Below are 26,248 nucleotides of genomic sequence, written 5' to 3'. Positions count from 1 at the left end.
GCCGCCGACGCCTCTGTGCTAGGCTACCTCTGATGCGCTGGCTGATCGTCCTCGGCGTCGAGCGCGCCGGGGACTTCGGGGTCGATTTCCGGGACGAGCTCACCGCGATGGGCCACGAGGCGCGCACGTTCGCGTACCGGCGGGAAAACGTCCTGTACCGGAACCGGTCCACCAAGGCCGTGTACCAGCGCGTCATTCTCGCCCGCCTGGAACGGGAGTGCCGGGCCTGGCGACCGGCCATCGTGCTCGTGCTCAAGGGCGGCCCGATCACCCCTGAGCTCATCCGCCGCGTCAAGGCGGCCACCGACGCGCTGTTCCTGAACGTCTTTCCCGACAATCCGCTCCTCATGATGCCGTTTTCACACATCGAGCCGTACGACGTGTTCTTCACCAAGGAGCGGTACGCGATGCGGCAGCTCCAGCTGGCCGGCTTGCGCAATCTCTATTACCTGCCGCTGTACTGCGTGCCCGCCTTCCACCACCCCGTCGACCCCACGCCGGAGGAAGCGCGAGCCCTCGACGGCCTCATCGCCCTGGTCGGCCGCCGCTATCCCTATCGGGAGCGATTCGTCACCGAGCTCGTAGACTATCCGCTCGGCGTGTGGGGGCCCGACTGGCATCGAGCCGCCGACCCCCGCGCGCGCGCCGTAGTCCGGGGCGGGGGCGTCTGGGGTCGGGCCAAGCTGGTCGTCTATTCGGGCGCGCGCCTCTCGCTGAACCCCCACCATCCCCTGAACGACATCGTGGGGGTCAACATCCGAGCGTTCGAGCTGGCGGCGGCCGGGGCCTGTCAGGTGGTGGACCTCAAGGACGATCTCTCCACGCTGTTCAAGCCCGGCGAGGAGGTCGTGACCTACCGCGATGTGGCCGAGCTGCGGCGCCAGCTCGACCACTACCTGGCCCATCCGGAAGAAGCGCGCGCCATCGCCGAGAGCGGCCGGCAGCGCGCCCTGGCCGAGCACACGCTGCGGCACCGTCTCGAGGAGATCCTCTCGGTCGTCGACCAGCGTTTCGGCGTCCGATGATCGACTCGCTCGCGCAGCAACTGGTCTGCATCGACTGTGGCGCGGGGTACCCGCTCGGCTACCGGCTGGAATGCGACAAGTGTCAGGGCCTCCTCGAGTTCCGCTACGACCTCGACAGGTTGCGGCGGCATGGGCGCGCCCTCTTCACCGGCGCCGGCCTCTGGCGCTACGCGCCCGTGCTGCCCATCGCGGACCCGGCCCATCGGGTCAGCCTGGGTGAAGGTGAGACGCCACTACTCGAGTGTCCCCGCCTGGCCGCCCGGCTCAACGTGCGGCGGCTGCTGGTCAAGTTCGAGGGCGCCAACCCCACGGGGACCATCAAGGACCGCACGTCGGCCACGGCCGTCGCGGCCGCGCTGCAGTTCGGCTTTCACGCGACGTCCGTGGTGTCCTCGGGAAACGCCGGGTCGTCCATCGCCGCGTACTCGGCCCGGGCCGGGCTCCGCTCGCTGATCTTCGCCTACGAACGCGCCTCGGCCCCCAAGCTCCTGCACATGGCGGCGACCACGAGCGACCTCGTGCTCTATCAAGGCGTCTACGACGACCTCATCCAGCTGTGGGACCGCCTGGCTCAAGAGCAGCTCTTCTTCGATTGCGGGGCCTCCCGCAATCCGTACAAGCACGAGGGCAAGAAGACCCTGGCCTACGAGATCGCCGAGCAGACCGGGTGGGTGCCGCCCGACGTTGTGGTGGCGCCCGTCGCCGTCGGGGAGACCTTCATCGCCGCCGCCCGCGGCTTTCGGGAAATGCTCGAGGCGGGATGGATCGCCAAAATGCCCCGCCTGGTGGCGGCCCAGGCGACCCGCGCCAACGCCATCGCCCGGGCGTTCCGTGACGGCGGCGCGCTCACGCCGCTCAAGATCGGCTACACCGTCGCCGAGGGCCTGGCCGCCGGCGACCCGGGCCGCAAGGGCCAGTGGACGCTCCGCATCCTCCGCCAGCTGGGCGGCCTCGCGGGGGATGCCGAGGACGACGACATCCTGGACGCCCAGCGGATGCTGGCCCGGACCGAGGGGATCTGGGCGGGGCCGACGGGGGTGGCCAGTCTCGCCGTCCTCCGGCGGCTCTTGGCCGAGAAGGCGCTGGATCCCGGGCAGAGCATCTGCGCGATCGTGAGCGAGACCGGCTTGAAGACCGAGGCGGCGCCGCCGAGCCGGCAGGCCACCGCCTTCGACGCCGCGTCGCTGCGGCGGATGGTCCGCAACCGCCTCGACGTCTAATGCCGCTGCCCCGGCGGTTCTACCTTCGCCCCGCGCCAGCGGTGGCGCGTGACCTGCTGGGATGCGTCCTGGTTTCACGCGTCCGCGGCACGGTAACCGCGGGTCGGATCGTCGAGACGGAGGCTTATCTCGGTCCCGAGGACGCCGCCTCCCATGCCGCCTTCCGCCCCTCGTGTTGTCGCCTCTTCTACGGCGAGGGTGGCTTCGCCTACGTGTTCCTCAACTACGGCATGCACCACTGCCTCAACGCCATCACCGGGCCCGCCGGCACGCCGGGGTGCGTGCTGATCCGCGCCCTCGAGCCGCTCGTGGGCCTCGCCGTGATGGCGCGCCGCCGGGGGCTGCTCGCCGACTCGCCCCGCCTGACCAGCGGCCCCGGCAACCTGACCCGTGGGCTGGGGATCGGGCTGCGGGACAGCGGCGCCGACCTCACGATCCCGGGCCTCACCATCGAGCCGCCCGACGGTCCCCGCGATTTCCGGATTGCGCGCGGGCCCCGGGTGGGGATCACCCGGGCAGCCGACCGGCCGCTGCGGTTCTGGATCGTCGGCAACAGGCACGTCAGCCGTTGACGCGGGCTGGCACAGCCCGAGCCGTCCGGTCAGAAGTCGTAGGGAGCGAACTCGCGGGCGATCTCCACCGGGCCGCCGAAGCTCTTCCGAGCTTCCCCGGCGAGGGAGTCCGCCTCATCGTGGTAGTCGGCCTCGATGTGCGTGAGGAGGAGGCGACGGACCCCGGCTCGGGCGGCCACCTGACCGGCCTCGTAGGCGGTCGAGTGCACGCCGAAGCGCCCCCGGTCACGGTGGGGAAAGGTCGCTTCGTGGATCAGGGTGTGAGCGCCTCGGGCCAGCGTGGCCACGGCCTCGCAGGGCGCCGTGTCCGAGGAGTACACGACACCGCGCTCGAGCTGGCCCACGACATCGACCCGAACGGCGTAGTTCGGCATGTTGCCATGCTCGACCGGCGCCGTGCTCACCAGCAGCGGCCCCAGCTCCAGCACCCCTGCCGCGGGCGCCGCGCCCGTCTCGGCCAGTCGCAGGGGAAAACCGGGACGCTCCCATAACTGGAAGACGGTGAGCAGTTGCCGGATCGTCCCCACGTGCTCGGGCCGGCAGAAGACCGTCAGCTCGCGCTCGCGCCCGAGCAACCGTAGATTCTGCACCAGCGCCGGCAACCCGTAAGCGTGGTCCGGATGCACGTGGGTGATGAAGACGTGGCTGAGCACGAAGGGGTCGACGCCGGCCCGGCGCAGCCTGGCCAGCGGACTGCCTCCACAGTCGATCATCATCGCGCCCTCGGAGGCCACGACCACCAGCGCCGTCGTGTCCCGGCTGGCCGAGGGGACGGCCCCGGACGTGCCGAGAAACGCGAAGTACATCAGCGCTCGCGACGGAGCGCGTCGGGATCGAACAGGGCGTCGGGCACGCTACCATTGATGGTCACCGAGTGCACGATCAGGCGCAACAGGAGCTTGCCTCCCGAGAACAGCTCCTGCCGATGGGGAAAGTACAGCGCGCTGGCGACTGGCCGGTGCTCCGAGCACGTCAGATCCACCAGTCCCCGGCCCGTGGGCAACGTCCGCGCGATGACGCGCACGACCCCATATTCATGGTCCAGCCACACGGCCGGACTGTCCCGATCGCCGGCCTTGGCGCCGATGACGGTGACCGGACGCCGCCGGACCTCCACCTGGTGGCTGACGTCGTCTCGGACCCCGAGATTGCGCCACTCCGCCAGCAGGTCGGCCGGGCGCCGGGTGAGCGGGGCGCAGAGATCCGTCCGGTCGGGTCCGCGGCGATCCCGCGGGACGTCCTCCACGCGGCCGTCCGCCAGGCGAACCCAGGCGCGACCGCCCACCGTCAGGTGGACCTCCCGTCGCCCGTCGACCATCTGCTCGACGCGACGGCGGTGCGGGCCCTTGACGTAGAGCACCTGATCTCCGGTCGAGTGGGGGTGAAGCCCGTCGGCGTGGTAGATCGTCACCTGCTGGCGTATGGTCAGGTCCGTGACCGTGACGCCGGAAATCCGGTCGAGGAACGACACCACCGCCCGCCGAGCCTCGTCGGCGGCCCTGCCCGACACGGGCGCGAGCACGAGGGCGACGATGAGAAGCGGGCCCAGGGCACGCACGCTGGCACCCCTTATACGATGGAGGAGGCCTCGGGATGTCAAAGAAAGCGAGTGCTTTTGGTAGTATCGTGACTATGGAAAGGAGCCTCCGTGCCGCCTACTGACTCTCTGCACAGCGGGGTCCTCGATCTCATTCTCAACGCCGGGCCCGTCGGCAAGACGGTGCTGTTCATTCTCCTCGGCTTCTCGATTATCAGCTGGGCGCTGATCGTCGAAAAATGGTGGCAATTCAGACGGATCAAACGACAGACGCTGGCGTTCCTCAAGCTGTACAGGGAGGGCCGCCACGCAACGGTCGCGCACAGCGTCACCCGAAAATACCGGGACAGCCCGCTGGCCGTCCTGTACGCCGCCGCGCACCAGGAAGCGTTCGGCCCAGACGACCTCGATGAGGGCGAGGACGGCCTCGGCGCCGAGCGTCTCGAGCACGTGGAGCGGGCGCTACGCCGGCAGGCCGCCCACGAGGTGGCGCGCCTCGAGCGGTATCTGCCGTTCCTGGCCACGACCGCCAGCGCCGCGCCGTTCATCGGCCTCTTCGGGACGGTGTGGGGCATCATGGCGGCCTTCCACGGCATCGGGCAACAGGGCTCGGCATCCCTCGCCGTGGTGGCGCCGGGCATTTCCGAGGCGCTGGTGGCCACGGCGTTCGGCCTGGCCGCCGCCATCCCGGCCGTCATTGGCTACAACTACTTCGTCAATCGCGTAAAGCACTGGGCCACCGAGATGGAGGGGTTCACGCTCGACCTCCTCAACGTCTTCTCGCGGCCGACCAAGGTGGCGCGGGTGGGCAAAGATGGCCTTTAATCCGGACTCGGGCGCGTCCCGGCGCATCGGAACGTCACTGGCCGAGATCAACATCATCCCGCTCGTGGATGTCGTCCTCGTCCTGCTCCTCATCTTCATGCTCACCGCGCCCATGATGTACCGGGGCATCGACGTCAATCTTCCCCGGGCCGCCTCCCGACCGACGGCGGTCGAAGAGCGGATGGTGCTGACGGTCACCCGAGATCAGGGCCTGTTCCTCAACGACCGCCGGGTCACGCCGGCGGGCCTGGAGCAGGCGCTGCGGGACACGTTCAAGAACCGGAACGACAAGACGCTCTATCTCAAGGCGGACGCGGGGCTGTCCTACGGTGCCGTGATCGAGACGATGGATCGCGTGCGCCGAGCCGGCATCGAGCGACTCGGCATGGTGACGGAGCCAACCCGCCGGCGCTGAGATGTCCACAGCGGCGATGACGCTGCGCCTCCCGCCTCGGCCCGACCCGGGGCCGGCCCTCCGTCGCGGGCAGATCCCGCTCTTCCCGCTCGCCCTATCGGCGCTCGGGCACCTGGCGCTCATTCTGGGCCTCGTCGCGATGGCCGCCGCCTGGCGCGTCAGCCCATCCAAGACGTACGTCGTCAATCTGGTCCCGGCCCTGGCGGCGGCGCCCAGTCCACAGACCCGACCCGCCGCGCCCGAGCCGGCTGCCCCGGCCCCACGCCGGCCGGCGCCCGAGCCGCCACGGCGCGAGGCGCCGCGGGAGCTTCCCGCGCGCGAGTCCGCCGCCACGAAGGAATTGCCGCCCGCGCCGCGCGCATCCGCGGCCCGAGAGCCGGCCGTGCTGCCCGAGCGGCGCTCGACGCCCCGCGCGCCGGCGGCCCTGCGTCCGGGCGACAAGGAGCTCCCGACCATCGCCCGCGCGCCGGCCTCTCCGCGCTTGCCGACACCGAGCCGGCCGTCAGCAGCGAAGCCCGCTCCCGCGCCGGCCCCCGAAGCGCCACCGCTGCCCCCCGCCGGCCAGCCGACTGGCGCCACTCAGGGTCTGGGCAGCCTTTCCCTCAACGTTTCGGATTTCCCGTACACGTGGTACATCCAGGCCGTGCACCGGAAGATCCAGGAGCGGTGGGAGGGCCAGGCCATCCAGGGAAAGCAGCCGGAGGTCATCTTCGGGATCGCCAGTGACGGCCAGCTCAAAGGGCTCTCGGTGAGCAAGTCCTCGGGCAACCCGGCCTACGATCAGTTCGCGCTGCGTGCGGTCGCCGGAGCCAGCCCCTTTCCCCCGCTCCCTCAGGGCTTCGAGAAGCCCGTCCTGACCATTGGTCTTCAGTTCATGTACGATCCCAGCGCGAGGTAACGCCTGTGAAACTACGCCTGGCCATCATGATCCTGACCTTGAGCGTGCTGGCCTTGCCGTTCGGGACCGCGCCCCCGCCCTCACGCGCTCAGGGGCGCGGCGTCGACGTTTGGATCAACATCCAGGGTACCGGTGGCAAGAAGATCAACATCGCGATCCCGGAATTCACCGTCGTGGGCGGCGCCGATGCCAACGACCTGGCCAAGCAGTTGCCGGCCGTGACCGGGCGCGATCTCACGTTCACCGGGCTCTTCAGTGTCGTGGCCGCGACCGGCGCGATCCCCGCCAACAACCCGGTCGCCCTCCGGCAATCCTGGGCCGACTTCGCCGCGGCCGGGGCCCACGCCGGCGTGCATGGCCTCCTGGCGGTCCGGGGTAACCGGCTCGAGGCCGAGATGCGCCTGTACGACTTGACGAACCCCGAGCAACGCCTCATCGCGTCCCGTCGCTTCGAGGTCTCCGCCGATCAGCCCCGCCGCCTGGCTCACAAGATCGCCGACGAGATCGTGCTGCAGTTCACCGGGGAACGCGGCGTGGCGGATACGAAGATGGCCTACGTCGTGGGGCCCCGCGGGGCGAAGGAGATCATGGTCGCGGACTACGATGGGTACGCCGAGCGACCCCTGTCGCGCAACGGCTCGATCAACCTCATGCCGGTCTGGGGCCCCGACACCCGGTCGCTCGTCTATCTGTCGTTCAAGAACGGCTATCCGGACCTCTTCCGGGCCTTTCCGTTCGAGCGCCGGCCGGAACAGGTCCTGGCCGCCTTCGCCGGCATCAACTCGGCGCCCGCCTGGAGCCCGGACGGGCGGATGCTGGCTCTCACGTTGTCGAAGGATGGCAACCCGGAGATCTACGTCCTCACGCTGGCGACCGGCACCTTCCGGCGTCTCACCCGGCATGCCGGCATCGACACCGATCCCTCATGGTCGCCGACCAGCCGCGAGCTGGCCTTCGCCTCCGACCGTCTGGGCCGACCGCACATCTTCGTGATGGACGTCGATGGCGCCAACCTGCGCCAGATCACCTCCGGCGGATTCCACACCCAGCCGCGGTGGTCGCCTCGAGGGGACACCATCGTCTTCACCATCCGGGAGGGCACGCACGACCTCTGGGCCATCGCGCCCGATGGCTCGAATCCCCGCCGCCTGACGGCCGGCCCCGGCGACAACGAGAGCGGCAGCTGGGCCCCCAACGGCCGCCACCTGCTGTTCCAGTCCAGCCGGTCGGGCTCCTGGCGGATCTACGCGATGCAGGCCGACGGAAGCGAACAGGCTCTGGTAACGCGCGGTTCGGCGGATCACACAAGTCCTTCCTGGTCGCCGCGCCTACCGTGATACGATCAGTTGTCGTTCACTGCGGGCATACAGGCCCCAAAGGAGGAGTCATGGTGAGCCGTGGTTGCCGTGGCGTTCTCGTCTCGCTCCTCGTCTTAACCGTGACACTCGTCGGGTGCGCGAAACGCCCGGCGACAAGCCAGACCTCGGCGCCGGCTCCGGGTGGCGGTGCCCGCAGCATGCAGGCGGGGCCTGCGTCTCAGCCGGGTGATCCCGGGAGCGGGCCGGGCATCGACGGCGCGCGGTCCGGTGGATCCACCCAGTCCGGTTCGACCGGGTTTGCTCCCGGCGGTTCTAGTGGGGCCGGGATGACGCCCGGTACGGCCGGCGCGCGGCCGATCCCGAAAGACTTCGTGGAAGTACCGGACCTGCAGGACGTCCACTTCGACTTCGATCGGTACGACATCCGGCCGGCCGACGCCAAGACGCTCGACGCCAACGCCAGTTGGCTCAAGAGCAACAGCAGCATGCTGGTACTGATCGAGGGACACTGCGACGAGCGGGGCACCAACGAGTACAACCTGGCCCTGGGTGAGCGCCGCGCCAAGGCGGCCATGAACTACCTGGTGTCGCAGGGCGTCCAGGCCAGTCGAATCACCATCATCAGCTACGGTGAGGAGCGACCCGGTTGTATGGAGAAGAGCGAGGCGTGCTGGGCCAAGAACCGGCGCGCGCACTTCCTGGTCAAGCCGCGCTGAGCCCCGTCATGACCGCGGCGAGGAGCACGGGCGGGCTCCTCGTCGCGCTCGTGCTGGTAGCCGGTTGCGCCAACGTCGCCGAAGTCACCGGTACCGCCAGCCAGCAGGACGTCGAGATGCTCCGCGCCGACGTCATCGCCATGCAGACGGCGGTTCGGCAGCTCAAGTCGCAGCTCGACGGGCTTGCCCCTCAGGTCGAGGGCCGGGTGCGTGAGCGAACCGGCGAGACCGAGCGACAGGCTGGCCTCGCCCAGCGCATCGAAGGGTTGTCGACGACGGTGACCTCCCTGAGCAGGCGCGTGGATGACCTGGGCGCCAAGCTAGACGCCATCGGCCGCCAGGCCCGCCCGCCCGCCTCCCCCGGCCCGACGCCGACTGCGCCGAGTCCCGGGGCCACGGCGAGCCCGAGGCTGGCGCCCCGAGCCACCTCCCCGGCTCCGATTCCCGGACGGGCTGCCCCCACCCCGGGCGCTCGGTCGTCCACCGGGGCGCTCCAGCCGCAGGACGTCTACCAGGCGGCGTACATCGACTTCAGCAAGGGCGGCTACGCCCTGGCGATCTCGGGGTTCCATGAGTTTCTCCGCCGGTACCCGGATCACGAGCTGAGCGCGAATGCCCAGTACTGGATCGGGGAAGCCCACCTGGCCATGGCCCGCGGCCATATCGACGCGGGAAAGAGCGAGGAGGCCACCAAGGAGCTGCAGCAGTCGGTGCAGGCGTTCCGGCAGGTGCTCGCGAACTACTCGCGCAGCGACAAGGCTCCGGCGGCGCTGTACAAAGAGGCCCTGGCGCTGATCGAGCTCAAGCAGCCGGCCGCCGCCCAGGCCCGGCTCCAGTATCTGGTGGAGAACTTCCCGCAGGCCGAGGAAACCCCCCTGGCCCGGGAGCGGCTCGCCGGTCTCAAGGAGCGCTGAGCCGGGCCTTCACTGCTTCTCGAGGATCCACACGACCGCCAGGTCCCGCTCCGGCGGCGCGTAGACCATGAGACCTCCATCCGGGATTTCCGTCCGGGCGGACCTCACCATCACCCGGTGTTCGGGGGCGAAGTCTGGCCAGAGCGCCTGCCAGACCATCAGGCTGGCGAGCAACGCGACCAGCGCGCCGCCGAGGGCCAGCCGGGGCCTCCACCCCAGCCCTGGCCGCGCCGCCGCCGCGGGCGTGGGCGCGGAGCGGCGAGGCCGCTCGATCCGGCGCACGATGCCGGGCCAGAACCCGGTCCAGTCGGGTGCGCTCGCCGCTGGCATCGCGTCACGGAGCAACGCGTGCAGGCGGCGCAGGCGCTCGGCCTCCCGCTGACACCGCCCGCAGCCGGCAAGGTGACGGGCCGTGGCCCGGGCCTCGGATTCCTCGAGGGCCCCATCGAGGTAGGCGCCGATGCGATGCCGGGTCAGATAGTGAGCTAGCACATCAGTTGGACGGACCGACCGTCGGTCTGTATTCTCTGGCGATATGATAGCCGAACGGGCGGCGACTCTCGCCACCCGCGACGGCGTCCTGCTCGAGGCACAAGTCGCCTCGGCCCCGGCCGTCCCGGCCGGGGCGGTGGCCTGCCACCCCCATCCCCTCTACGGGGGCGACATGGACAACCCCGTGGTGGTGAGGGCCGTCGAGGTGTGCTCCGCGCTGGGATTCGCCACGCTTCGCTTCAACTTCCGGGGCGTGGGCGCGTCCACAGGCGTTCATGACGGAGGCGTGGGCGAGGAGCGCGACGTCCAAGCGGCCATGGCCTATCTGCGGGGCCTCATCGGGCCCGCCGGCCCCCTCGTCCTGATCGGCTACTCGTTCGGGGCCACGGTCAGCGCCCGGCTTGCCACCGACCGCGGCGCCGGGCCGACCCTGGCGGGGCTGGCGCTCATCGCTCCCCCGCTGGCCATGGTCGGTGAGGAGCCCTTCGTCGCCCTCGACCGGTTCCCGGCCTCCCTGCTCATCGTCGCCGGCAGCCGCGACGAGTATTGCCCGATCGACTCGCTCGAGCGCCTGACCCGGCGGCTGCCCGACGCGGTCGTCAGCGTCATCGACGGGGCCAACCACTTCTTCCTGGGTAAGCTCTTCCCGCTGGGCGAGGCGGTGAGCGGCTGGGCGCGTCGGCTACGAGCGGGGGAGACGAGCCGGGGTAGCGGTTCCGGCTGACAGGATGACCCGGATCCCCTCCTCGACGGTGAGCCCGGTCGCGATGACGTCGGCGTGCGGCACCAGCACGATTTCGCCCAGATACAGGTTGTTGGTGGGGATGAACACGGTGACCATCTGCACCTTGCCCGTCGGCGTTTCGACGAAGACGTCGCTGGTGACGAACCCGAAGGCGTACTCGCCCTCGCGGGGATGTTGCACGAGCACCACGGCCTTGAACGAGCTGCGGCGCTCGGGCGAGAAGGCCTCCACCAGCGTCTTGACCGACGGATAGAGACGGCCGAAGAGCGGGAGCTTGAGCAGGACGACATCGGCCCACGTGAGCACCCGCTGGCCCACGACGTTGCGGGCGATGGCGCCCATCAACACGATCACCGCCACCGCGGTGAGAAACCCCAGTCCCGGCACCGGCCGCCCGAAGACGTGCTGGTACATCGGGCCGAAGATGTCGTCGATGCCACTCCAGAAGATCCACAGGATCCACGCCGTAACGACCGCGGGCACCGTCACGAAGAATCCGGTGATGAGCCGGACCTTCAGCCAGGCTCTCATGTTCCACGCCATGCCGGGTCGATGATGACACCACAGCCGCGCGCGAGCGTCAAGAAACGAGGTCGCGCCCTGGTGACCGGTGGCGCCATCCGGCTGGGCCGCGTCATCGCGCTGGCCCTGGCCGAGGCCGGGATGGATGTGGCCATCAGCTACCACCGCTCCGCGCGAGCGGCCCGGCAGACGCTCGCCGACCTCCGGGGATACGGCGTGCGCGCATGCGCGCTTCGCGCCGACCTCACCGACCCGCGGGCCGCCCGGCGTCTCGTGGCCGAGGCCAGCCGCTGGCTGGACGGTCTGGATGTGCTGGTCAATAACGCCGGGGTCTTCGCGCGCACGCCATTCGCGACGGTAACCCCAGCCCAGTACGATCGGTTCCTCGACGTGAACCTGCGCGCGGCATTCTTCTGCTCGCAGGGCGCGGCCGCCGCGATGCGCCGCGCCGGCGGCCACATCGTGATGATCGGCGACGCCGGAGCCGACCGGGCCTGGCCCGGCCACGTCCCCTACACCGTCTCCAAGGCCGGGCTCGTGGCGCTGACGCGCGGGCTGGCCGTCGCGCTCCGCCGGCGCGGCATCGCCGTCAATTGCGTCTCCCCCGGCGCGGTGCTCCGGCCTGCGGGGTTCCCGGTCGCTCGCTGGACGGCGCTGACCCGGGGCCGGGCCGGCCGGCCCGAGGATGTCGCCGCCGCCGTGCGGTTCTTCGCGACCTGCCCGGCCTACATCACCGGCCAGGTTCTTCGCGTGGACGGCGGAGGCTGACCGAGCCCCCCATCGCCCCCAGGAAGTCCCCGAGCGACGTGAAGCGCAAGCACGGGTTGTGACGCCTCTCGCGGCCGATGGACGACGAGGAGCCGCCGTAGTTGTGACCGGGCAGCAGGACGGTCTCGTCGGGCAGGGCGTTCAGCCGTTGGGTGAGCGAGTAGTACATCTCGGTCGGGTCGCTGCCGGGCAGGTCGGTGCGGCCACAGGCGTTGATGAAGAGCGTGTCCCCCGAGACGAGCCGGCCCTCGACCAGGAAACACTGCGATCCCGGGGTGTGGCCGGGAGTATGGAGGAAGGTGATGGTCAGGCCCCCCACCTGGAGCCTGTCGTGGTTGTCGACCGGCCGCACATCGGAGCCGAATCCCTTGAGGAACTCACGCTCGGCCTTGTGCACGTAGACCTTGGCCGGCACCCGCGCCAGGAGCTCTTCGACGCCGGGAATCCGGCCGGGCATCCCCCACGATTCCAGGCTGCCGCCCACGTGATCCTGGTGCGTGTGGGTCACCAGCGCGCCGCTGATCGTGAAGCCGTCGGCGGCGGCGGCGCTCACGATGGTATCGATCTCCCAGGCCGGATCCACGACCACGCAGTCTCGGGTGGCCGGGTCACCGATGAGGTACACGAAGTTCTGCATCGGTCCCAGCTCCAGTTGCTTGAGATAGATCGCCGTCTCCGTCATGGCAGGCCGCTACCAGCGGCGGCTAGAGCTCTTCGAGCTTGGGGAGCTGCACGAGGCTGGTGTCCACAACATACACGGCCGGCTTGGAGCCGAGCTTCACGAACGATCGCTCGCCCTCGGGTTTGCTGACCGCTACCGTTTCGATCGCCGTCCCGTCGTCTCGATAGAGGCCGATCTCCGCGGCGGGAGCCTTGAGCCCGAACTTGCCAGGATCGTCAGCGTTCGGCGTCGCGATCTCTTTCCATTTCAGGGTCCGCAGCATGTAGAGCACGTCGTCGACCCTGGCCGCCTTGGCGTCACCCGTGCCGCCTTCCAGGAACCGCCACCCGGCATCGCCCCGGCGTTCCAGGAGCACGGCCGAGCTCTCACGTCGGATCTGGATGCGCCTGACCTCCTTGGGCTCGAGCCCGGCCACCAGCGTCCGATCGCGTAGCTCGAGCAGCGGGCGGCCGACATCCTTGAGCGCGCTGGCCTCGACCAGGACCACCGGGCCGCGGTCGGCCACCGCCGCATAGGCCATGGGCCGGCCATCCCGCTTCTCCGGCGCGGGCGCCAGCAGCACGGTGAGCGGCGCACCCTCCTTCACCGTCACCGTGGCCCGGACCGTGGGTCGCGCCAGGTAGCGGCGCTGGGCGGAGGGCTCCTCGGCCACGAACGCGCGGGCTTTCAAATTCCTCAGACTCATGAGCACCGCGCCCGCCTCCACCTGATCGGCCGGCAGCGCATCTGGCTTGGTGATGGCCCAGCGATCCTCCTGCCGGCTCAGGGCCACGGACCCGCGGGGACTGTCGATCTCCAGAGCCGTCACCTGGTCGCGGTCGAAGTCGACGACGGTCTTGTCCCGCATGGCTGCCGTCGTCCGGGGCAGCGTGGTCCAGACGTCTTCCGGGAGCAGGAGCACGCTGCGTTCGCCGGGACGCAGCGCGTAGACGCCCTTCTTCGCGTCGTCGGTCCGTCCCAGCAAGAGGGTTCTCGTCGCCCGGTCCTTGTCCTTGCCGACGTGGATGGCCACGCGCACCGGCCGGGCCAGGCCGTAGGGCTCCAGGGAGCGCGGGGCCTCGGCCACGAACTCCTTGACCCGGGCGCCCGTCAGCTTGTCGAAGAACTCGGAGATGGCCTCGCCGTCGGCGCGAAGCGGGCGAGGCCGGGTGAGCTTCCACTGCGAATCGTCCGTCCGCTCGACGACCAGCGTCTCGTCGGGCAGGACCACCTCGAGCGCGGCGACGTCCTTGCGGTCGAAGGTCAGCACCGTCTTGTTGCGGAAGTCGCTGACCGGTCGGGTCACGTCGCGCAGCACGGTGTCCGACACCACGATGACGTTGGGGCGGCCGCGCTCCTGCGCATATATCCAGACGCCGGTGGGACTCTTGGTCCCCAGCAACAGCGTCCGCTCCTTGCCGTCCTTGTCGATCAGCGTCGCCTCGGCGGCCGGCTTGTCGAGGCCGAACTCGGCGAGCGCCGCCGGCTTGTCGGCGATCTCCCGGTCCATCTTGGCGGTGGCCACCGAGGTCACCACCTCGTCGACGCTGCCCCGGTCACCGCGGCTCTTGAGCGGCTCCAGCATCTCCCAGCCGTCGCCCTCGCGCCGCAGACGAACGGTCTCCGACCCCCGGCGCAACACGACCTCCTTGATGTCGGCCGGCTCGACCGCGAAGACCCGTCCCTGCCGGGCCGCCGCCTTTTCCCGATCGGGGGCCAGCCGCACCTCATACACGTAGTAGAAAGCGATGAGGGCGCCGAGGATGACGGCCAGGGCGGCCGTGGTCTGCCAACGCATGGGTCAGTGGCCTGGGCGACCGCCTGCGATGACCACCGGCTACTTGGCGGCGCGGCGGCGCAGGAAGGTCACCACGCCCCCGACGAGGACGAGTCCGGGAACGAAGACGACCGGAACCAGGAAGACCATCTGGGCCTGCCGCGACGTGAGGAAGACCGGGCTCTGCTTGCTGTCCTTCGGGCGGATGGAGATGAGGTCCTCCTGCTCGGCCAGCCAGGACACGGTGTTGAGGAGGAAATCGCGGTTGCCCTGCAGATTGAGGAACTGGTTGGCGGCCAGGTTGGACGTGCCGAAGACGACGAGGCGCGCCTTGTCCTTGGTGGCCACCGCCGCCACGCTCAGCGGGCCCTTGGGGTCCTGTCCGTCGGGCTTCACCTGCCCCGCTTGCAGCGAGGCCCGGTCGGTCTCCCCCCAGCTATCCGGGCTCGTGCGGGCCAGTGGCTGCACGCTGACACCGGTCGGCGCCGTCTTGGCGCCGCCCACGCTGCGGGTCACCGGGAACAGCGTCGTGATGCCGGCCAGATCCCGCGTGATCGGGTGCGTCTCATACTGCTGGACGATCGGCACCTCGGGCCCGATGCCGAACATTCGCCCGAGAGGATTGACCTCGACGACGAGGTTCTCCCCCAGCTCGAAGCCATAGCGGGCGAGCAGCCGCTTGATGCCCTCGACCTGCACGCCGCCCAGGATCGTGGGGTCGAGCATGGCCAGCAGCTTGCCGTTGTCTCCGAGGTATTTGTCGAGCGCGTCCAGCTCGGGGGGGAGCAGCTCCGTGCGGGGCCCGGGCAGGACGACCACGGACGCGTCGGCCGGGATCTTCTCCTGCCTGGCCAGGACGAGCGGCTTGACCTCATAGTTGGCGCGCTCCATGGCCGCCTTGGCTTCGCTGAACCCGGGCCGGTCGCTGTTGGTGAGCTCGCGCTCGCCGTGGCCCTGCACCACGTAGACCACACGCTTGCCCTCGCGAGTGAGCTTGACCAGGCCGTTGGTGAGCTTCTCCTCTTCGGCATCCAGGACCTTCTCGGAGCGGTCCTTGGATTCCAGAACGACCGTGCCGTAAGACTCCACCCCGTAGCGCCGCGCCAGCGCTGGCTCGCGATCGGGGTCGACGACGCGCCACGTGAAGCGGCTGCCGCCATAGCGGGCGTACTGGGTGAAAAGATCTTCGGCCACCCGCTTGCCCGGCTGGTCGTTCCGGAAGAAGGCGATGGCGTTGACGTCGGTCTTGAGCGTTTTCAGGATTTCGATGGTCTGGGGAGCCAGGCTGTGACGCCGGTTCTCCGTGAGGTCCAGGCGCGCACTGTGACGGTAGGACACCGCTTCCACCAGCCCGATGATGCCCAGCAGCAGCACCACCATGACCGCCGTGTTCAGGCCGTAGCGGGCGGTGCGAGCCCGCAACGCGGTCCGGAAGTCGCCGAGGTGCGTCAGGGCCGACGCCAGCACGAGGACGACGCCGCCGACCAGGAGCCCCCACCAGAGCCAGGCGCCCCTGGACCCGCTCAGCAGCGGGGAGCCCGTGAGCTTGAGAAGGGCCAGCGCGGCCAGGGCGGCGAGGCCGACGTACCCGACCCAGTCCAGCATCCGCCTCATCGGCCTAGCCCTTCCATCGCCGGGCCTCCAGCGAGCGCAGCGTGAGGAACAGCGCCACGATCGTGAAGTTGACGTAGTAGAGGATGTCCTTGGTGTCCAGTACGCCCTTGGCGAAGCTGTCGAAGTGCTCGAGCAGCGAGATGTGCGACAGGACCCGCCCCCACATCCCGCCGGCGTAATCGGCGGACCAGCCGATCACCCAGAAGATCAAGAGGACACCGAAGGTGATGATGGAGGCGACGATCTGGTTCTCGGTCAGCGAGGACGCGAAGACGCCGACGGCGAGGAACGTGGCGCCCATCAGCAACAGCCCCAGGTAGCCGGTGGCCAGGACACCCCATTCCACGGGCGTGAAGTACAGGACCATGGCCGGGTAGACCAGGGTCAGCGCCAGCATCACCCCGTACATGGCCACGGCGGCCAGGTACTTGCCCACCAGGACCGCCCCGTCCCGGACGGGATAGGTGAGGAGCAGCTCGATCGTCCCCGACCGCCGTTCTTCGGCGAACAGGCGCATCGTCACCAGGGGCATGAGCAGGAGGAGGATGACGCTGATGTTCGAGAAGAGCGGCCGCAGCACGCTGTCGCTGACGTTCATCTCCCGCGCCATCATCGGGTTCATCATCGACTGCATGGACGCCAGGGTGTAGTAAGCGAAGATCGAGTAGAAGAAGTAGCCGGTGATGAGCGTGAATATGGTCAGGATGACCCAGGCGATGGGCGAAGTGAAGTACAGCCGCATCTCCTTCTTGAAGATCGGCCACACCTTCATGTCGCCGCTCCTGGCTCGGCCACCGCCTCGGCCGTGTCCTCGCCGGCCACCACCCGGATGAAGACCTCCTCCAGCGTCATTCCCACCCGGCGCAGCTCCTGCAGCGACCATTTCTGCTGGGCGGCCATCTGGAAGATCTCGCTGCGCACGTCGCGCCCGCGTGCCGACTCCACCACGTAGGTGATCCGGCCGTCGGTCAGCCCCTGCGCGCGCACGTCGACCACCCCGGGGATGCGGCGCATCCCCTCCTGGACCCCTGCCGGCGGTCCGGCGATCTCGACCTCCACACGCGACGTGGGGAAGAACTGCTCCACCAGCGTGTCGATGGGGCCCTGAGCCACGATCATGCCCTTGTTGATGATGATGACCCCGCCGCAGACCATGGACACCTCGGGCAGGATGTGGGTGGACAGGATCACCGTGTGATCGCCCGCGAACGACTTGATCAAGGCCCGGATCTCGGTGATCTGCTTGGGATCGAGCCCGATGGTGGGCTCGTCGAGAATCAGCACGTCCGGGTCGCTGATGATGGCCTGGGCCAGCCCCACCCGCTGGCGATAGCCCTTGGAGAGCTTGCCGATCATGCGGTGCTGCATGTCGCTGATGAGACACCGCTCCATGGCCTCGCCCACCCGCCGGCGTCGCTCGGCCCGGCCGATGCCCTTGACCTCGGCCACGAAGTCGAGGTACGCGGCCACCCGCATGTCCGTGTAAAGGGGGACGCTTTCGGGCAGATACCCGATCCGCTTGCGGACCTCCATCGATTGGTGGAAGACGTCGTAGCCAGCTACCCGAGCCGTCCCGCTGGACGCCGGCATGAAGCAGGAGAGGATGCGCATCGTCGTCGATTTCCCCGCCCCGTTGGGGCCGAGGAACCCTACGATCTCGCCCGGCGCGACCGAGAAGGAGACCTCGCGGATCGCGGCGACTGGGCCGTAGTGTTTTGTGAGACCCTGGACTTCGATCATGCCTGGCCGGTCAAACGCGGCCTATTATACACGGGCCTCCGGCGTGTCAATCACAGGCATGAGCGCCTGCAGCCACGGGGGCACCGCGATCATCCGGCTGGTGGCGGGATCCCAGCAGGCGTGCAGCGTGTAGCCGGTGGCCACCGGCTCGCCGGCGGCGTTGCGTAGATCGTAGGCGAACCGGAACGAGGCCCGCTTGCGTTCGCTCACCCAGCATCGCACCTCGAGCAGGTCGTCGAGCCGGGCCGGCCGGAGGTAGCGCACCAGCGTCTCCACCACCGGCATGTGGATCTTTCGGTCGACCTCGGACATGGCCATGCCCGCCTGGCGCAGGTATTCGACCCGGCCCACTTCGAAGTAGGTGAGGTAGTTGCCGTAGTAGACCACCTTCATGCAGTCGGTGTCCTTGTAGCGGACCCGGATCTGTGTGGACGCGATCATGGCGGGGCCGTCAGAGGTACTGCCCGTACCGGATTTTCTCCACGACGCCTCGCACCCGCTTGTAGCCGTCGACGGCGTCCAGGAGGTCCGCGGTCGTCACCAGGCCCGCCTGACCGCGATCGGCGGCGAGCTGGACCTTGCCCTCCAGGGCCCGGGTGAGGATTTCCGAGATGTCGGCGCCGCTCATTCCCCCCATCAGCGGCGACAGCGTGCGAAAGTCGACCGGCTCGAAGAGCGGCCGGCCGGCCTGCTTTTCCATCTTGGCCCGCAGCAGCTCGAGGATCTCCTGCTGGTCGGCGGCGTCGGGCAGCGTGATCTCGATGAGGTGATCCAGACGACCCGGGGCGACCAGGGCGGGGTCCAGCGCGTCGGTCCGGCTCGTGGAGCCCACGATGAGGACCCGCGCCGACGCCTCCATGGCGTCGAGCTTCTCGCAGAGCGCCGCGACGAGCCGGGCGCTGGCCTCGCGGGCCTGGGGCGGCGGCAGCAGGTGGTCGAGGGACAGCGCGTCGACCTCCTCCATCAGAAACACCACGCGGCCTTCGCCGATGGCGATGCGCAGGATCTCCTGGAGCAGCTCGGCGGTGTTGGCGCCGAACTTGGAGGTGATGTTCAGCAGCCGCAGACGGAAGAAGATCGCCTCGGCGGCGCTGGCCAGGGCCCGGGCCAGCATGGCTTTGCCCGTCCCCGGCGGCCCGTAGAGCAGCACGCCTTTCGGTGGCTGGATGCCCCACTGCCCGTAGAGCTCGGGCGCGGTGAGCGCGTTCTTGAAGCCGCCCAGCGCGGCCTTGGCCTGACGCAGCCCGCCCACCTCGTCGAAGGAGACATCGGGCCGGATCCTCGTTTCCAGGCGGCCGGTGAGATCACCATACTTCTCGCCGAGCTTGGCGAACACGTCTTCCAGGCGCCGCTGCAGCGCCCAGTGCAGATCGTTGCTGTCCAGGGGCGTCATCGTCTCAGATGGATTGGCGCCGCTGTCGCGTCGCCGACCCGGCCTTCTCGAAGACCCGGTCGTCCACGAAGACCGGCACCTTGGCCCGGACGGCCAGGGCGATGGCGTCGGACGGCCGTGAGTCGAGCGTCAGCTGACCGGCCGCGCTCGTGAAGTGCAGCAGCGCGTAATAGATGTCGTCGCGCAGGTCGGTGATCACCACGCGGGTCAGCGTGACCTTGAGCCGACCGAACAGCGTCAGGAAGAGGTCGTGGGTCAACGGCCGGGGCGGGGTCACGCCGTTCAGCGGAATGGCGATGCCGTTCATCTCGGCCAGTCCGATGACCATCTCGAAGCGCCGCCGGTCGTGCTTGCGCTCGAGAACGACCTTGGGTGCCTGGACCGCCGAATCGAGGTAGACGGCGACGACGTCGACTTCGTGGATGCTGGCCGGCTTGACGGCGGGTGCGGCCGCATCGGAACGCGGACCGGCGGCGAGGGCGAGCGCGATGGCCACCAGCGCCATTCCGATCGTGCGGTTGTTCGACATCGTCCCACCCCCGGCGGCGCCCGACGATCGCGTCGCGCGACCCAGTATAAACGCACCGGCGACGTTCACGCAGCGGCGCCCCCCGGTCAGGCGGCGGCCGCGTCCGGCATACCGCCGGGCAGCCGCAGGCTCAGGCCGGCGCCGCCCAGGAGCAGCGCGGTCAGCACACCCCACATCGGGCCGTAGCCGAGGGCGTGCACGACGTAGCCGAAGAAGAAGGCCCCGGCCGTGTGGCCGACCAGGAACACGGCGCTGAAGACGCCCACCACCGCGCCGCGGCGAACGGGCGAGGCCTGGTCGGTCACGAGCGCGGCGAGCCCCGGGTAGAGGAAGCCGTGCGCGCCGCCGCCGACGAAGCCTGCGCCCACCAGCAGGACCAGTGGGGAGGCGGAGGCGGCCTGGCTCAGCCCCAGGAAAGCCAACAGGGCGGCGGCCAGGGCCTGGCCGAACATCGATGGCACGATCACCGCCCGGCGGCCCAGAGTGTCGATGAGATGCCCGCCCAGGATCCGCACCGCCATGGCCGCTCCGGCGTACGCCGTGTAGAAGAGGGCCAGCGTGGTGACCCCGAGGCTCTCGGCGAAGGTCGGCACGAAGGTCGCGATCGTGCCCGTGCCCAGGCCGAAGAACAACGTCACCGTCATGTGCAGGCGGAAGACTTCCTCGAGGCTCAGGCGCGCCCACTCGGCGCCGCGCACCGGCGTTCCCACGTCACGATGCCGTTCGCGGAGGCCGAGGACGAGGGCGGCCGCCACCGCCGCCAGCACCCCGCACAGGGCGAACAGCGGCCGGAATCCCAGGCGGCGGACGACCCACTCGCCGACGAGTGGGGCCAGGGCGGCCGAGACCAGCCCGGACACGCCGTAGATGCCCAGCGCCCAGCCGCGCTCCGCCGGGGGCACCAGGTCGATGATGTAGGCGAAGTTCGCGACGAAGAACGCGGAGAAGCCGAGCCCCTGCAGGATGCGCACGACGGCCAGCCAGCCGATCGTGCTGGTCACGGTGGCCAGCACGGTCGAGCTCAGCACGACGACGACACCGAACAGCATGAAGGGCCGGCGGCCCACGGCATCGATCCAGGGGCCCAGCAGCGGCTGGCTCACGATCCCCACCGCGCTGTAGACCCCCATGACCACGCCGATCTCCACCGGCGTCCCGCCGAGTTGCTGGATGTGCAGCGGCAGGAGCACGAATCCGTTGAGGCTGGCGAAGAAGAAGAAGTTCACGACCGTCGCCCGGATGAAGGGACGGTGCGCTAGAATCGACACGAGCGATTATCGCATGCCGACGACGGACGCCGTCCTTCGCCGCGGCCTGGAAGTCCACGGCGCCGAACGTATCCTCACGCTGGACCCCGCGTTCCAGGGGCTGCCCGACACCGCGCACGGCGGCTCCGTCCTCGCGGCCTTCCGCCTGCTCGCCGAGGCGTGGCCGGCGGCCGAGCTACGCGGAGTCTATCGCAAGCGCGTGCCGCTCGGGGTGCCGCTGCGCCTCGTCGCCGACCGCGCCGACGACGCCACGCTCGCCTGCTCGCTGCTGGATGCCGCCGACACGCCGCTGGTGGAGGGGGCGGTCCGGCGCGGCGCTTCCTCTTCTCCGAAGAACGGCTCCCCGCGCCACGGCGCCGAGGGTGACCCGTTGCCGGTGTCGGCGACGTGTTTCGCCTGCGGCATCGACAATCCGCTTGGGCTCGGTGTCCGCCTGAACTGCGATGACGACAGCGTGTGGGGGCTCTGGCCGGCGCGGGAGCGCTTCTGCACCGCCGATCGCACGCTGGCGCCGGTAGCCCTCACCACGTTGCTCGACGAGGCCGCGTTCTGGCTGGGGGCTCTGGCCAGCGGCGAGTCCGGCATGACCACCGACCTGGCCATCAGGCTGCGCATGTCCGTGCCCTTCGGCACGGCGATCACGGTGGGCGGACGGCGGGACAGCGTTCGGCCGCGCCCCGAGGACCCGCGTTACTTGGACACCACCGTCACGGCGTGGGATCAGCATGGCCAGGTAGTGGCCGACGCCTCGATCACGTTCGTCGCCGTGCGCGGGGCGGCCCGCCGACTGGCCGCCTGGCTGCTCCAGGTCAATCCACCCCAGATCGTGCGGCGCGTCTTTCCCGCGTATGCCTGACCGCTCGACTGCCATCCCGGAACCGTTTCCCGAGGAAAGGGGGACCCGTCATGCCGAAGCTCACCCAACTCGTGCTCACGCTGCGCTCGCAACCCGGTGTTCTGGCCGGCGTGGCCAGAGCCCTGGCCGATGCCGGCGTCAACATCACCGCGCTGTGCGCGAGTGACGCTGCCGGCCGAGGCAAGATCCGCATCCTGACCAGGAATGTCGCCCAGGCGCGGCGGGCGCTGCGGGCGGCCGGCTATCGTCCCACCGAGGAACCGGCATTCGTCGTGCGGCTGGCCAACAAGCCGGGGACGCTGGCGCGGACCGCCGAGAAGGTCGCGAAGGCCCGGATCAACATCAGATCGGCCTACGCGACGGCGGCCGGCCGCTCTTCCATCGTCGTGATGACCGTGGGCAGCCCCGCCCGGGCCCGCAAGGTTCTCCGCTAGCGGGGCGAGCGGTCGGCCTGGAGCCACACCGTCCACTCCTGGGGGGCGTGGCCCACGCTCACCCGGTTGGCGCTTCGTACCAACGGCGTGCGCAGCAGGCGCGGCTCGGTGAGAGCGCGGGCGAGCAGCCGCTCCGGGGAGTCGCCGCTGACGTGCAGGCCCAGGGCCCGGAAGCGCGGCTGCTCGCGATCGATGAGGGCCGGGGCCCCGAAGCGCTCCTGAAAGCGGCGCAGCTCGCCGCGGGACGCTGGACGCTCGGCGAGATCCACGAAGTGAACGGCGACCCTGCGCTCCGCGAAGAAGCGGAGCGCCTTGCGCGTGTCCTGACAGTCTTTGAAGCCGAGCACCTGGACGGTCAGCGGTCGCGGCGGCTGCGCCTTGGCTGGCTCGCGCATGGCCGGCTCAACCGCCAGCCGGCTCGCGTCTCGCCCCGTCCGCTCGCCGCTGGAGCTCTTCCCAGGCTGCCCAGGGCACGGCGGGTGTCCCGACGGGATTGGTGCGTCCGCTCTGGGGGCCGTGATAGTCGGAGCCGCCGGTGGCGACCAGATCGTACCGTCGACACAGGCTCAGATACTCGGTGACCTGAGCCGCCGAGTGCTCGGCGTAGTAGGTCTCGATCCCCAGGAGTCCCACCGCGACCAGCTCGGGGATGAGCTCATCGCGGCCGGCCAGCCCGGGATGGGCCAGGACCGGCACCCCCCCCGCCCGCCGGATCACGCGCACGGCCTCCTGAGGGGTGAGGCGGCGGCGTGGCACGTTCGCCGGACCACCGGATCTGAGGTACTTGTCGAACGCCTCCCGGACGGACTTCACGTAGCCCCGCTTGACCATCACCTGGGCAACGTGCGGACGTCCCGCCGCTCCCTCCCCGGCGAGCGTGAAGACCTCGGCGGGATCGATCGGCATGCCCAGCTCGCCCAGGCGCTCGGCGATGCGGTGGACGCGGGTCACCCGCTCTGCGCGCTGCTCGCGCAGGAACTCCTGGAACCAGGGCGCCGCGTAGTTCACGAGGTAACCGAGCACGTGGATCTCGGCGCCCTCGACGTCGCAGTTGATCTCCAGACCGGGCACGATGGTCAATGGGGCGTGCTTGGCCGCCTCCGTCATCGCCTCGCTCAGGCCCTCGGTCGAATCGTGGTCGGTGACGGCGAGGACGGTCACACTCTGCCGGACCGCGGCCAGGACGAGCTCACGGGGCGACAGCGTGCCGTCGGACGCGGTGGTATGCGTGTGCAGGTCGACGCGACCGGTCATGCGGTCAGGTAGCTGAGGAGCGTGCGCACGGCCACGCCGGTCCCGCCCTTGGGCGCCAGCGGCAAGTCCTTCTCGCTGAAGGCCGGCCCCGCGATATCGAGATGCGCCCACGGCGTCGAGCCGGCGAACTCCTTGAGGAACAGGCCGGCCGTGATGGCCCCGCCGCCCCGAGGGCCGACGTTGTTGAGGTCGGCGATGTCGCTCTTGAGGAACTCGCGATAGTCCTCGATGAGCGGCAAGGGCCACAGACGTTCGCCGGCCTCCTCGGCGGCGGCCAGCAGGCGATCGCCCAGGGACTTCTCGTTGGCGAACAGGCCGGCGCAGAGCGGGCCCAGCGCGACGACGCACGCGCCGGTCAGCGTCGCCAGATCGATGATCTCGTCCGGCTTCACCTGCTGGTTGGCGTAGCACAGGGCATCGGCCAGGGTCAGGCGTCCTTCGGCATCCGTGTTGCCGACCTCGATGGTGGTGCCGTTCATGGCTCGCAGGACGTCGCCGGGGCGGATGGCCGAGCCCGACGGCATGTTCTCGGCAGCCGCGATCAGCCCGTGGACCTCGACCGTCGGCCGCAGCCGCGGCAGCGCGTGCATGATGCCGAGGACGGCGGCGGCGCCGGACATGTCGTCCTTCATGCGGAGCATGCCCTCGGCCGACTTGAGGTCCAGGCCTCCGGCGTCGAACGTGATGCCCTTGCCGACCACCGCGACCCGCTTGCGAGCCCGGCCCCGCGGCGCGTAGGTCAGGTGGATGAACTTCGGGGGCTGCTCGCTTCCCGCGGCCACCCCGAGGAACGCTCCCATCCCGAGCTTGCGACAGGCGTCCCGGTCATAGATGCGGAGCTTCAGCTTGCCTTCCCGGGCGACCTGCGTCGCCACGCGAGCCAGCTGCGTAGGATGGATGTCGTTGGCCGGCGCGTTGACGAGGTCACGGGCGAACCAGGTGGCCCGGGCGAAGACCTCGCCGCGCCGCGCGCCCTCACCGGCCTCCCGCGCCATCCGCGCATCGGGGACGACCACCGTGAGGCGGTCCACGAGCTTGTCGCTCTTCTCTCGCTTGTAGCGGTCGAAGGTGTACGTGCCCAGGATTCCGCCTTCGACCAGCGCGTGGGCGCGCTGCCGTGTGGGCAGGCGATCCCCGAGAAGCTCCACCGCCACCGAGCGGGCGCCGAGATCGCGAGCGCGCCGGAGGGCCGCCGAGGCCGCCCGCCGCAGCACCTCGCCGGTGGCCGGCTTGCCGTTGCCCAGACCGACCACCACCACGCACGCGGCGGGCAGCCGCCCGGCCGTGTGGACATGGGTGACCGAGGCCGTTCGGCCCTGGAACTTCTCGGCCTCCAGCACGTTCTTGAGCAGGCCGCCGGCCCGTCGATCCAGGGCTGCCAGACGCAGCGGCAGGGCCTTGACCTCGGCGGGCAGTCCGACCACGAGGGCGTCCGCTTTGACCTCGGTCAGCGGCCTGGCGAGGACCTGAACGTTCATGTCCCGGGCGATCACGACTCCCTTCTGGCCAGGGCCAGTCCCCGGCGGATCATGTCACTCAGCCCGTCGGTGACGTCGAGCTCGTTCACTCGCTCGATCTCCACCCAGCGGCACTCGGCGGCGTCGGTGCCAGCCACCACGGCCTCGGATTTCGGGAAGGCCAGGTAATCGATCAGCACGTAATGATACCGGACACGACCCTCGGCATCGCGGGTGACGCGGTCGAGGACGCCGGCCACGTCGACCACGGTGATGCCGATGCCGCACTCCTCGCGGATCTCCCGATGGATGGCCTCCGCCGTCGTCTCTCCGAGCTCGACCAGACCACCGGGCAGGCTCCACTTGCCCGACGAGGGCTGGCCGCCGCGGCGGACCAGCAGCACGCGTCCCTGGTGCAGCACGACGGCGCCGACGCCCACCAGGGGGCGGGCCGGATACTCGCGGCTCACGCCGGACCGGCCAGCCAGGCGTCGGTCGCGTACTTGTCGCGCACCAGCGCCTCGGCCTGCGCCGTCTCCTCGCTGCTGAGCCCGCCCGGCTGAAGGACCACGCCGTGCTCCTTCTCGAACGACTCCCTCAGCGCGGCCGCGACGTCGTCGAAGTGAGGCCGGTGGGCGAGGGCCGCTTCCAGCGTCGTCATCGTCGTCAGCGGGTCCGCGGTCGTGGGAAAGACGAGGGCCAGTCGCTTCTCGTCCACGCCCAGGAGGACCGAGCCGTGCTGCAGGAAGCAGGCGCCCTGGCGGCGCTGGGCGCTGCCCACGAGCTTGCGGCCCGCCACCTCGATTTCGTAGCGGCCCGTCCGGGCGAAACAAAAGGCCGGGGTGGGGCCGGTCCCTTCCGGAATGGGCACGATGTCGGCCGCGGCGCCGAGAGCCCGCAAGCCCCGGCAGAGGGCCAGGGCAATCCAGTTGTAGGTCGCCAGCAGGTCGTCGGCGGTCCCCAAATCGGCGTTGGCGGCGGCCACGCTGTACGTGAGCTCGCGCTCGGGCCCGTCGTGGTAGATCGCGCTGCCTCCGGTCGGCCGCCGTACCAGCCCGACGCCGAGACGCCGACAGGCCGCGACGTCGACGGCCTCGTCGAGCGGTTGCCCGTACCCAAGCGAAACCGTCGGGGGGTCCCACGCGAAGAACCGGAGCGTCGGCGGGCCAGCGCCGGCGTGCCGGCTGCGCCAGAGGGCCTCGTCGATGGCCATGTTGGTGGCGCCGTCGACCGGCTCGGTGATCAGCAGTCGCCAGAGGCGCTCCATGACCGCTCTTCAAAGTATCACGGCCGCGGG

31 protein-coding genes are annotated in these 26,248 nt (G+C 70.0%); 13 read left to right on the top strand and 18 right to left on the bottom strand.

Annotated features, from left to right (window positions below):
• Positions 1-32 precede the first annotated feature (32 nt).
• From VFR64_07190 to VFR64_07180, 3 genes are read left to right on the top strand one after another with little or no spacing between them, the layout of a single operon-like run.
• Positions 33-1,025 (top strand): glycosyltransferase, encoded by a 993-nt coding sequence (locus tag VFR64_07190; GenBank protein HET9489521.1) that lies wholly within the window; start codon positions 33-35, stop codon positions 1,023-1,025.
• Entirely contained in the window at positions 1,022-2,245 is a 1,224-nt protein-coding gene (locus VFR64_07185; protein HET9489520.1) for a pyridoxal-phosphate dependent enzyme, read from the top strand. The genes VFR64_07190 and VFR64_07185 overlap by 4 nt, the downstream gene beginning before the upstream one ends.
• Complete coding sequence (locus VFR64_07180) at positions 2,245-2,817, top strand: DNA-3-methyladenine glycosylase (protein HET9489519.1); 573 nt, start codon at positions 2,245-2,247, stop codon at positions 2,815-2,817. The genes VFR64_07185 and VFR64_07180 overlap by 1 nt, the downstream gene beginning before the upstream one ends.
• A gap of 29 nt (positions 2,818-2,846) precedes the next feature.
• On the opposite strand, the gene VFR64_07175 is transcribed toward VFR64_07180, so the two are convergent.
• Both VFR64_07175 and VFR64_07170 read right to left on the bottom strand, forming a co-directional pair.
• Positions 2,847-3,623, bottom strand: coding sequence for an MBL fold metallo-hydrolase (locus tag VFR64_07175; GenBank protein HET9489518.1), 777 nt, complete (start codon positions 3,621-3,623; stop codon positions 2,847-2,849).
• The gene (locus VFR64_07170) at positions 3,623-4,375 is read right to left on the bottom strand and encodes a hypothetical protein (GenBank protein HET9489517.1); all 753 of its coding nucleotides are present in this window, start codon (positions 4,373-4,375) and stop codon (positions 3,623-3,625) included. The genes VFR64_07175 and VFR64_07170 overlap by 1 nt, the downstream gene beginning before the upstream one ends.
• A gap of 90 nt (positions 4,376-4,465) precedes the next feature.
• On the opposite strand from VFR64_07170, the gene VFR64_07165 reads away from it, so the two are divergent.
• From VFR64_07165 to bamD, 6 genes are all read left to right on the top strand, one after another.
• Positions 4,466-5,179 (top strand): MotA/TolQ/ExbB proton channel family protein, encoded by a 714-nt coding sequence (locus VFR64_07165; protein HET9489516.1) that lies wholly within the window; start codon positions 4,466-4,468, stop codon positions 5,177-5,179.
• Positions 5,169-5,594 (top strand): biopolymer transporter ExbD, encoded by a 426-nt coding sequence (locus VFR64_07160; GenBank protein HET9489515.1) that lies wholly within the window; start codon positions 5,169-5,171, stop codon positions 5,592-5,594. Before VFR64_07165 ends, VFR64_07160 begins: the two co-directional genes overlap by 11 nt.
• Before the next feature lie 16 nt (positions 5,595-5,610).
• Positions 5,611-6,492 carry an energy transducer TonB gene (locus tag VFR64_07155; GenBank protein HET9489514.1) on the top strand — a complete coding sequence of 294 codons (882 nt, stop codon included), beginning with the start codon at positions 5,611-5,613 and terminating at the stop codon, positions 6,490-6,492.
• Positions 6,493-6,497: 5 nt separating this feature from the next.
• Positions 6,498-7,829: a Tol-Pal system beta propeller repeat protein TolB gene (gene tolB / locus VFR64_07150; GenBank protein HET9489513.1), complete on the top strand. Its 1,332-nt coding sequence runs from the start codon at positions 6,498-6,500 to the stop codon at positions 7,827-7,829.
• Between the two features lie 308 nt (positions 7,830-8,137).
• Positions 8,138-8,527 (top strand): peptidoglycan-associated lipoprotein Pal, encoded by a 390-nt coding sequence (gene pal, locus VFR64_07145; protein ID HET9489512.1) that lies wholly within the window; start codon positions 8,138-8,140, stop codon positions 8,525-8,527.
• Positions 8,528-8,535: 8 nt separating this feature from the next.
• Positions 8,536-9,441, top strand: a complete 906-nt coding sequence (bamD, locus tag VFR64_07140) for an outer membrane protein assembly factor BamD (GenBank protein ID HET9489511.1) — start codon at positions 8,536-8,538, stop codon at positions 9,439-9,441.
• 9 nt (positions 9,442-9,450) lie between these two features.
• Here bamD and VFR64_07135 read toward each other — a convergent pair whose 3' ends face one another.
• Positions 9,451-9,933: a zf-HC2 domain-containing protein gene (locus tag VFR64_07135; GenBank protein HET9489510.1), complete on the bottom strand. Its 483-nt coding sequence runs from the start codon at positions 9,931-9,933 to the stop codon at positions 9,451-9,453.
• Positions 9,934-9,976: 43 nt separating this feature from the next.
• Between VFR64_07135 and VFR64_07130 the strand changes: the two genes are divergently transcribed.
• On the top strand, positions 9,977-10,657 hold the full coding sequence (locus tag VFR64_07130; protein ID HET9489509.1) for an alpha/beta family hydrolase: 681 nt from the start codon (positions 9,977-9,979) through the stop codon (positions 10,655-10,657).
• On the opposite strand, the gene VFR64_07125 is transcribed toward VFR64_07130, so the two are convergent.
• A complete protein-coding gene (locus VFR64_07125) occupies positions 10,616-11,209 on the bottom strand; it encodes a DUF502 domain-containing protein (protein ID HET9489508.1) in 594 nt (197 codons plus the stop codon). The two genes, VFR64_07130 and VFR64_07125, sit on opposite strands and share 42 nt — an antisense overlap.
• A gap of 21 nt (positions 11,210-11,230) precedes the next feature.
• Here VFR64_07125 and VFR64_07120 point away from each other — a divergent pair, with 21 nt between their 5' ends.
• Entirely contained in the window at positions 11,231-11,968 is a 738-nt protein-coding gene (locus VFR64_07120) for an SDR family oxidoreductase (protein HET9489507.1), read from the top strand.
• On the opposite strand, the gene VFR64_07115 is transcribed toward VFR64_07120, so the two are convergent.
• The 9 genes from VFR64_07115 to VFR64_07075 form a co-directional block, all read right to left on the bottom strand.
• On the bottom strand, positions 11,931-12,650 hold the full coding sequence (locus tag VFR64_07115; protein HET9489506.1) for an MBL fold metallo-hydrolase: 720 nt from the start codon (positions 12,648-12,650) through the stop codon (positions 11,931-11,933). The genes VFR64_07120 and VFR64_07115 overlap by 38 nt on opposite strands.
• A gap of 22 nt (positions 12,651-12,672) precedes the next feature.
• Complete coding sequence (locus tag VFR64_07110) at positions 12,673-14,427, bottom strand: DUF4340 domain-containing protein (GenBank protein HET9489505.1); 1,755 nt, start codon at positions 14,425-14,427, stop codon at positions 12,673-12,675.
• 39 nt (positions 14,428-14,466) lie between these two features.
• Positions 14,467-16,020 (bottom strand): GldG family protein, encoded by a 1,554-nt coding sequence (locus VFR64_07105; protein ID HET9489504.1) that lies wholly within the window; start codon positions 16,018-16,020, stop codon positions 14,467-14,469.
• Between the two features lie 4 nt (positions 16,021-16,024).
• A complete protein-coding gene (locus tag VFR64_07100; GenBank protein HET9489503.1) occupies positions 16,025-16,792 on the bottom strand; it encodes an ABC transporter permease subunit in 768 nt (255 codons plus the stop codon).
• Entirely contained in the window at positions 16,789-17,760 is a 972-nt protein-coding gene (locus tag VFR64_07095) for an ATP-binding cassette domain-containing protein (GenBank protein ID HET9489502.1), read from the bottom strand. The genes VFR64_07100 and VFR64_07095 overlap by 4 nt, the downstream gene beginning before the upstream one ends.
• A 24-nt stretch (positions 17,761-17,784) precedes the next feature.
• A complete protein-coding gene (locus VFR64_07090) occupies positions 17,785-18,201 on the bottom strand; it encodes a thioesterase family protein (protein HET9489501.1) in 417 nt (138 codons plus the stop codon).
• A 10-nt stretch (positions 18,202-18,211) separates the two neighbouring features.
• Positions 18,212-19,153, bottom strand: coding sequence for an AAA family ATPase (locus tag VFR64_07085; protein ID HET9489500.1), 942 nt, complete (start codon positions 19,151-19,153; stop codon positions 18,212-18,214).
• 4 nt (positions 19,154-19,157) lie between these two features.
• Positions 19,158-19,682, bottom strand: coding sequence for a bifunctional nuclease family protein (locus tag VFR64_07080; GenBank protein HET9489499.1), 525 nt, complete (start codon positions 19,680-19,682; stop codon positions 19,158-19,160).
• 86 nt (positions 19,683-19,768) lie between these two features.
• Positions 19,769-20,950 (bottom strand): MFS transporter, encoded by a 1,182-nt coding sequence (locus VFR64_07075; GenBank protein HET9489498.1) that lies wholly within the window; start codon positions 20,948-20,950, stop codon positions 19,769-19,771.
• A 13-nt stretch (positions 20,951-20,963) separates the two neighbouring features.
• Between VFR64_07075 and VFR64_07070 the strand changes: the two genes are divergently transcribed.
• Both VFR64_07070 and VFR64_07065 read left to right on the top strand, forming a co-directional pair.
• A complete protein-coding gene (locus VFR64_07070) occupies positions 20,964-21,806 on the top strand; it encodes a hypothetical protein (protein HET9489497.1) in 843 nt (280 codons plus the stop codon).
• Between the two features lie 50 nt (positions 21,807-21,856).
• The gene (locus tag VFR64_07065; GenBank protein ID HET9489496.1) at positions 21,857-22,240 is read left to right on the top strand and encodes an ACT domain-containing protein; all 384 of its coding nucleotides are present in this window, start codon (positions 21,857-21,859) and stop codon (positions 22,238-22,240) included.
• Here the strand turns inward: VFR64_07065 and VFR64_07060 are convergent.
• From VFR64_07060 to VFR64_07040, 5 genes are read right to left on the bottom strand one after another with little or no spacing between them, the layout of a single operon-like run.
• Entirely contained in the window at positions 22,237-22,635 is a 399-nt protein-coding gene (locus tag VFR64_07060) for an ArsC/Spx/MgsR family protein (GenBank protein HET9489495.1), read from the bottom strand. The genes VFR64_07065 and VFR64_07060 overlap by 4 nt on opposite strands.
• Positions 22,636-22,642: 7 nt before the next feature.
• On the bottom strand, positions 22,643-23,494 hold the full coding sequence (locus VFR64_07055; GenBank protein HET9489494.1) for a PHP domain-containing protein: 852 nt from the start codon (positions 23,492-23,494) through the stop codon (positions 22,643-22,645).
• Positions 23,491-24,987: a leucyl aminopeptidase gene (locus VFR64_07050; GenBank protein HET9489493.1), complete on the bottom strand. Its 1,497-nt coding sequence runs from the start codon at positions 24,985-24,987 to the stop codon at positions 23,491-23,493. Before VFR64_07050 ends, VFR64_07055 begins: the two co-directional genes overlap by 4 nt.
• The gene (locus VFR64_07045; GenBank protein ID HET9489492.1) at positions 24,984-25,421 is read right to left on the bottom strand and encodes an NUDIX hydrolase; all 438 of its coding nucleotides are present in this window, start codon (positions 25,419-25,421) and stop codon (positions 24,984-24,986) included. The genes VFR64_07050 and VFR64_07045 overlap by 4 nt, the downstream gene beginning before the upstream one ends.
• Positions 25,418-26,218, bottom strand: a complete 801-nt coding sequence (locus VFR64_07040; GenBank protein ID HET9489491.1) for a biotin/lipoate A/B protein ligase family protein — start codon at positions 26,216-26,218, stop codon at positions 25,418-25,420. The genes VFR64_07045 and VFR64_07040 overlap by 4 nt, the downstream gene beginning before the upstream one ends.
• Positions 26,219-26,248: the final 30 nt, after the last annotated feature.

The sequence above is a fragment of the Candidatus Methylomirabilota bacterium genome, assembly GCA_035709005.1.
In the GTDB taxonomy this organism is placed as follows: Bacteria; Methylomirabilota; Methylomirabilia; order Rokubacteriales; family CSP1-6; genus 40CM-4-69-5.
This window is presented reverse-complemented; position numbering and strand designations above follow the sequence as displayed.

Coding starts and splice junctions, on each gene's coding strand:
- VFR64_07190 (HET9489521.1), top strand. CDS start 33: ATGCGCTGGCTGATCGTCCTCGGCGTCGAGCGCGCCGGGGACTTCGGG.
- VFR64_07185 (HET9489520.1), top strand. CDS start 1,022: ATGATCGACTCGCTCGCGCAGCAACTGGTCTGCATCGACTGTGGCGCG.
- VFR64_07180 (HET9489519.1), top strand. CDS start 2,245: ATGCCGCTGCCCCGGCGGTTCTACCTTCGCCCCGCGCCAGCGGTGGCG.
- VFR64_07175 (HET9489518.1), bottom strand. CDS start 3,623: ATGTACTTCGCGTTTCTCGGCACGTCCGGGGCCGTCCCCTCGGCCAGC.
- VFR64_07160 (HET9489515.1), top strand. CDS start 5,169: ATGGCCTTTAATCCGGACTCGGGCGCGTCCCGGCGCATCGGAACGTCA.
- VFR64_07155 (HET9489514.1), top strand. CDS start 5,611: ATGACGCTGCGCCTCCCGCCTCGGCCCGACCCGGGGCCGGCCCTCCGT.
- pal (HET9489512.1), top strand. CDS start 8,138: ATGACGCCCGGTACGGCCGGCGCGCGGCCGATCCCGAAAGACTTCGTG.
- bamD (HET9489511.1), top strand. CDS start 8,536: ATGACCGCGGCGAGGAGCACGGGCGGGCTCCTCGTCGCGCTCGTGCTG.
- VFR64_07130 (HET9489509.1), top strand. CDS start 9,977: ATGATAGCCGAACGGGCGGCGACTCTCGCCACCCGCGACGGCGTCCTG.
- VFR64_07125 (HET9489508.1), bottom strand. CDS start 11,209: ATGAGAGCCTGGCTGAAGGTCCGGCTCATCACCGGATTCTTCGTGACG.
- VFR64_07120 (HET9489507.1), top strand. CDS start 11,231: ATGATGACACCACAGCCGCGCGCGAGCGTCAAGAAACGAGGTCGCGCC.
- VFR64_07115 (HET9489506.1), bottom strand. CDS start 12,650: ATGACGGAGACGGCGATCTATCTCAAGCAACTGGAGCTGGGACCGATG.
- VFR64_07110 (HET9489505.1), bottom strand. CDS start 14,427: ATGCGTTGGCAGACCACGGCCGCCCTGGCCGTCATCCTCGGCGCCCTC.
- VFR64_07105 (HET9489504.1), bottom strand. CDS start 16,020: ATGAGGCGGATGCTGGACTGGGTCGGGTACGTCGGCCTCGCCGCCCTG.
- VFR64_07100 (HET9489503.1), bottom strand. CDS start 16,792: ATGAAGGTGTGGCCGATCTTCAAGAAGGAGATGCGGCTGTACTTCACT.
- VFR64_07095 (HET9489502.1), bottom strand. CDS start 17,760: ATGATCGAAGTCCAGGGTCTCACAAAACACTACGGCCCAGTCGCCGCG.
- VFR64_07090 (HET9489501.1), bottom strand. CDS start 18,201: ATGATCGCGTCCACACAGATCCGGGTCCGCTACAAGGACACCGACTGC.
- VFR64_07085 (HET9489500.1), bottom strand. CDS start 19,153: ATGACGCCCCTGGACAGCAACGATCTGCACTGGGCGCTGCAGCGGCGC.
- VFR64_07080 (HET9489499.1), bottom strand. CDS start 19,682: ATGTCGAACAACCGCACGATCGGAATGGCGCTGGTGGCCATCGCGCTC.
- VFR64_07070 (HET9489497.1), top strand. CDS start 20,964: ATGCCGACGACGGACGCCGTCCTTCGCCGCGGCCTGGAAGTCCACGGC.
- VFR64_07065 (HET9489496.1), top strand. CDS start 21,857: ATGCCGAAGCTCACCCAACTCGTGCTCACGCTGCGCTCGCAACCCGGT.
- VFR64_07060 (HET9489495.1), bottom strand. CDS start 22,635: ATGCGCGAGCCAGCCAAGGCGCAGCCGCCGCGACCGCTGACCGTCCAG.
- VFR64_07055 (HET9489494.1), bottom strand. CDS start 23,494: ATGACCGGTCGCGTCGACCTGCACACGCATACCACCGCGTCCGACGGC.
- VFR64_07040 (HET9489491.1), bottom strand. CDS start 26,218: ATGGAGCGCCTCTGGCGACTGCTGATCACCGAGCCGGTCGACGGCGCC.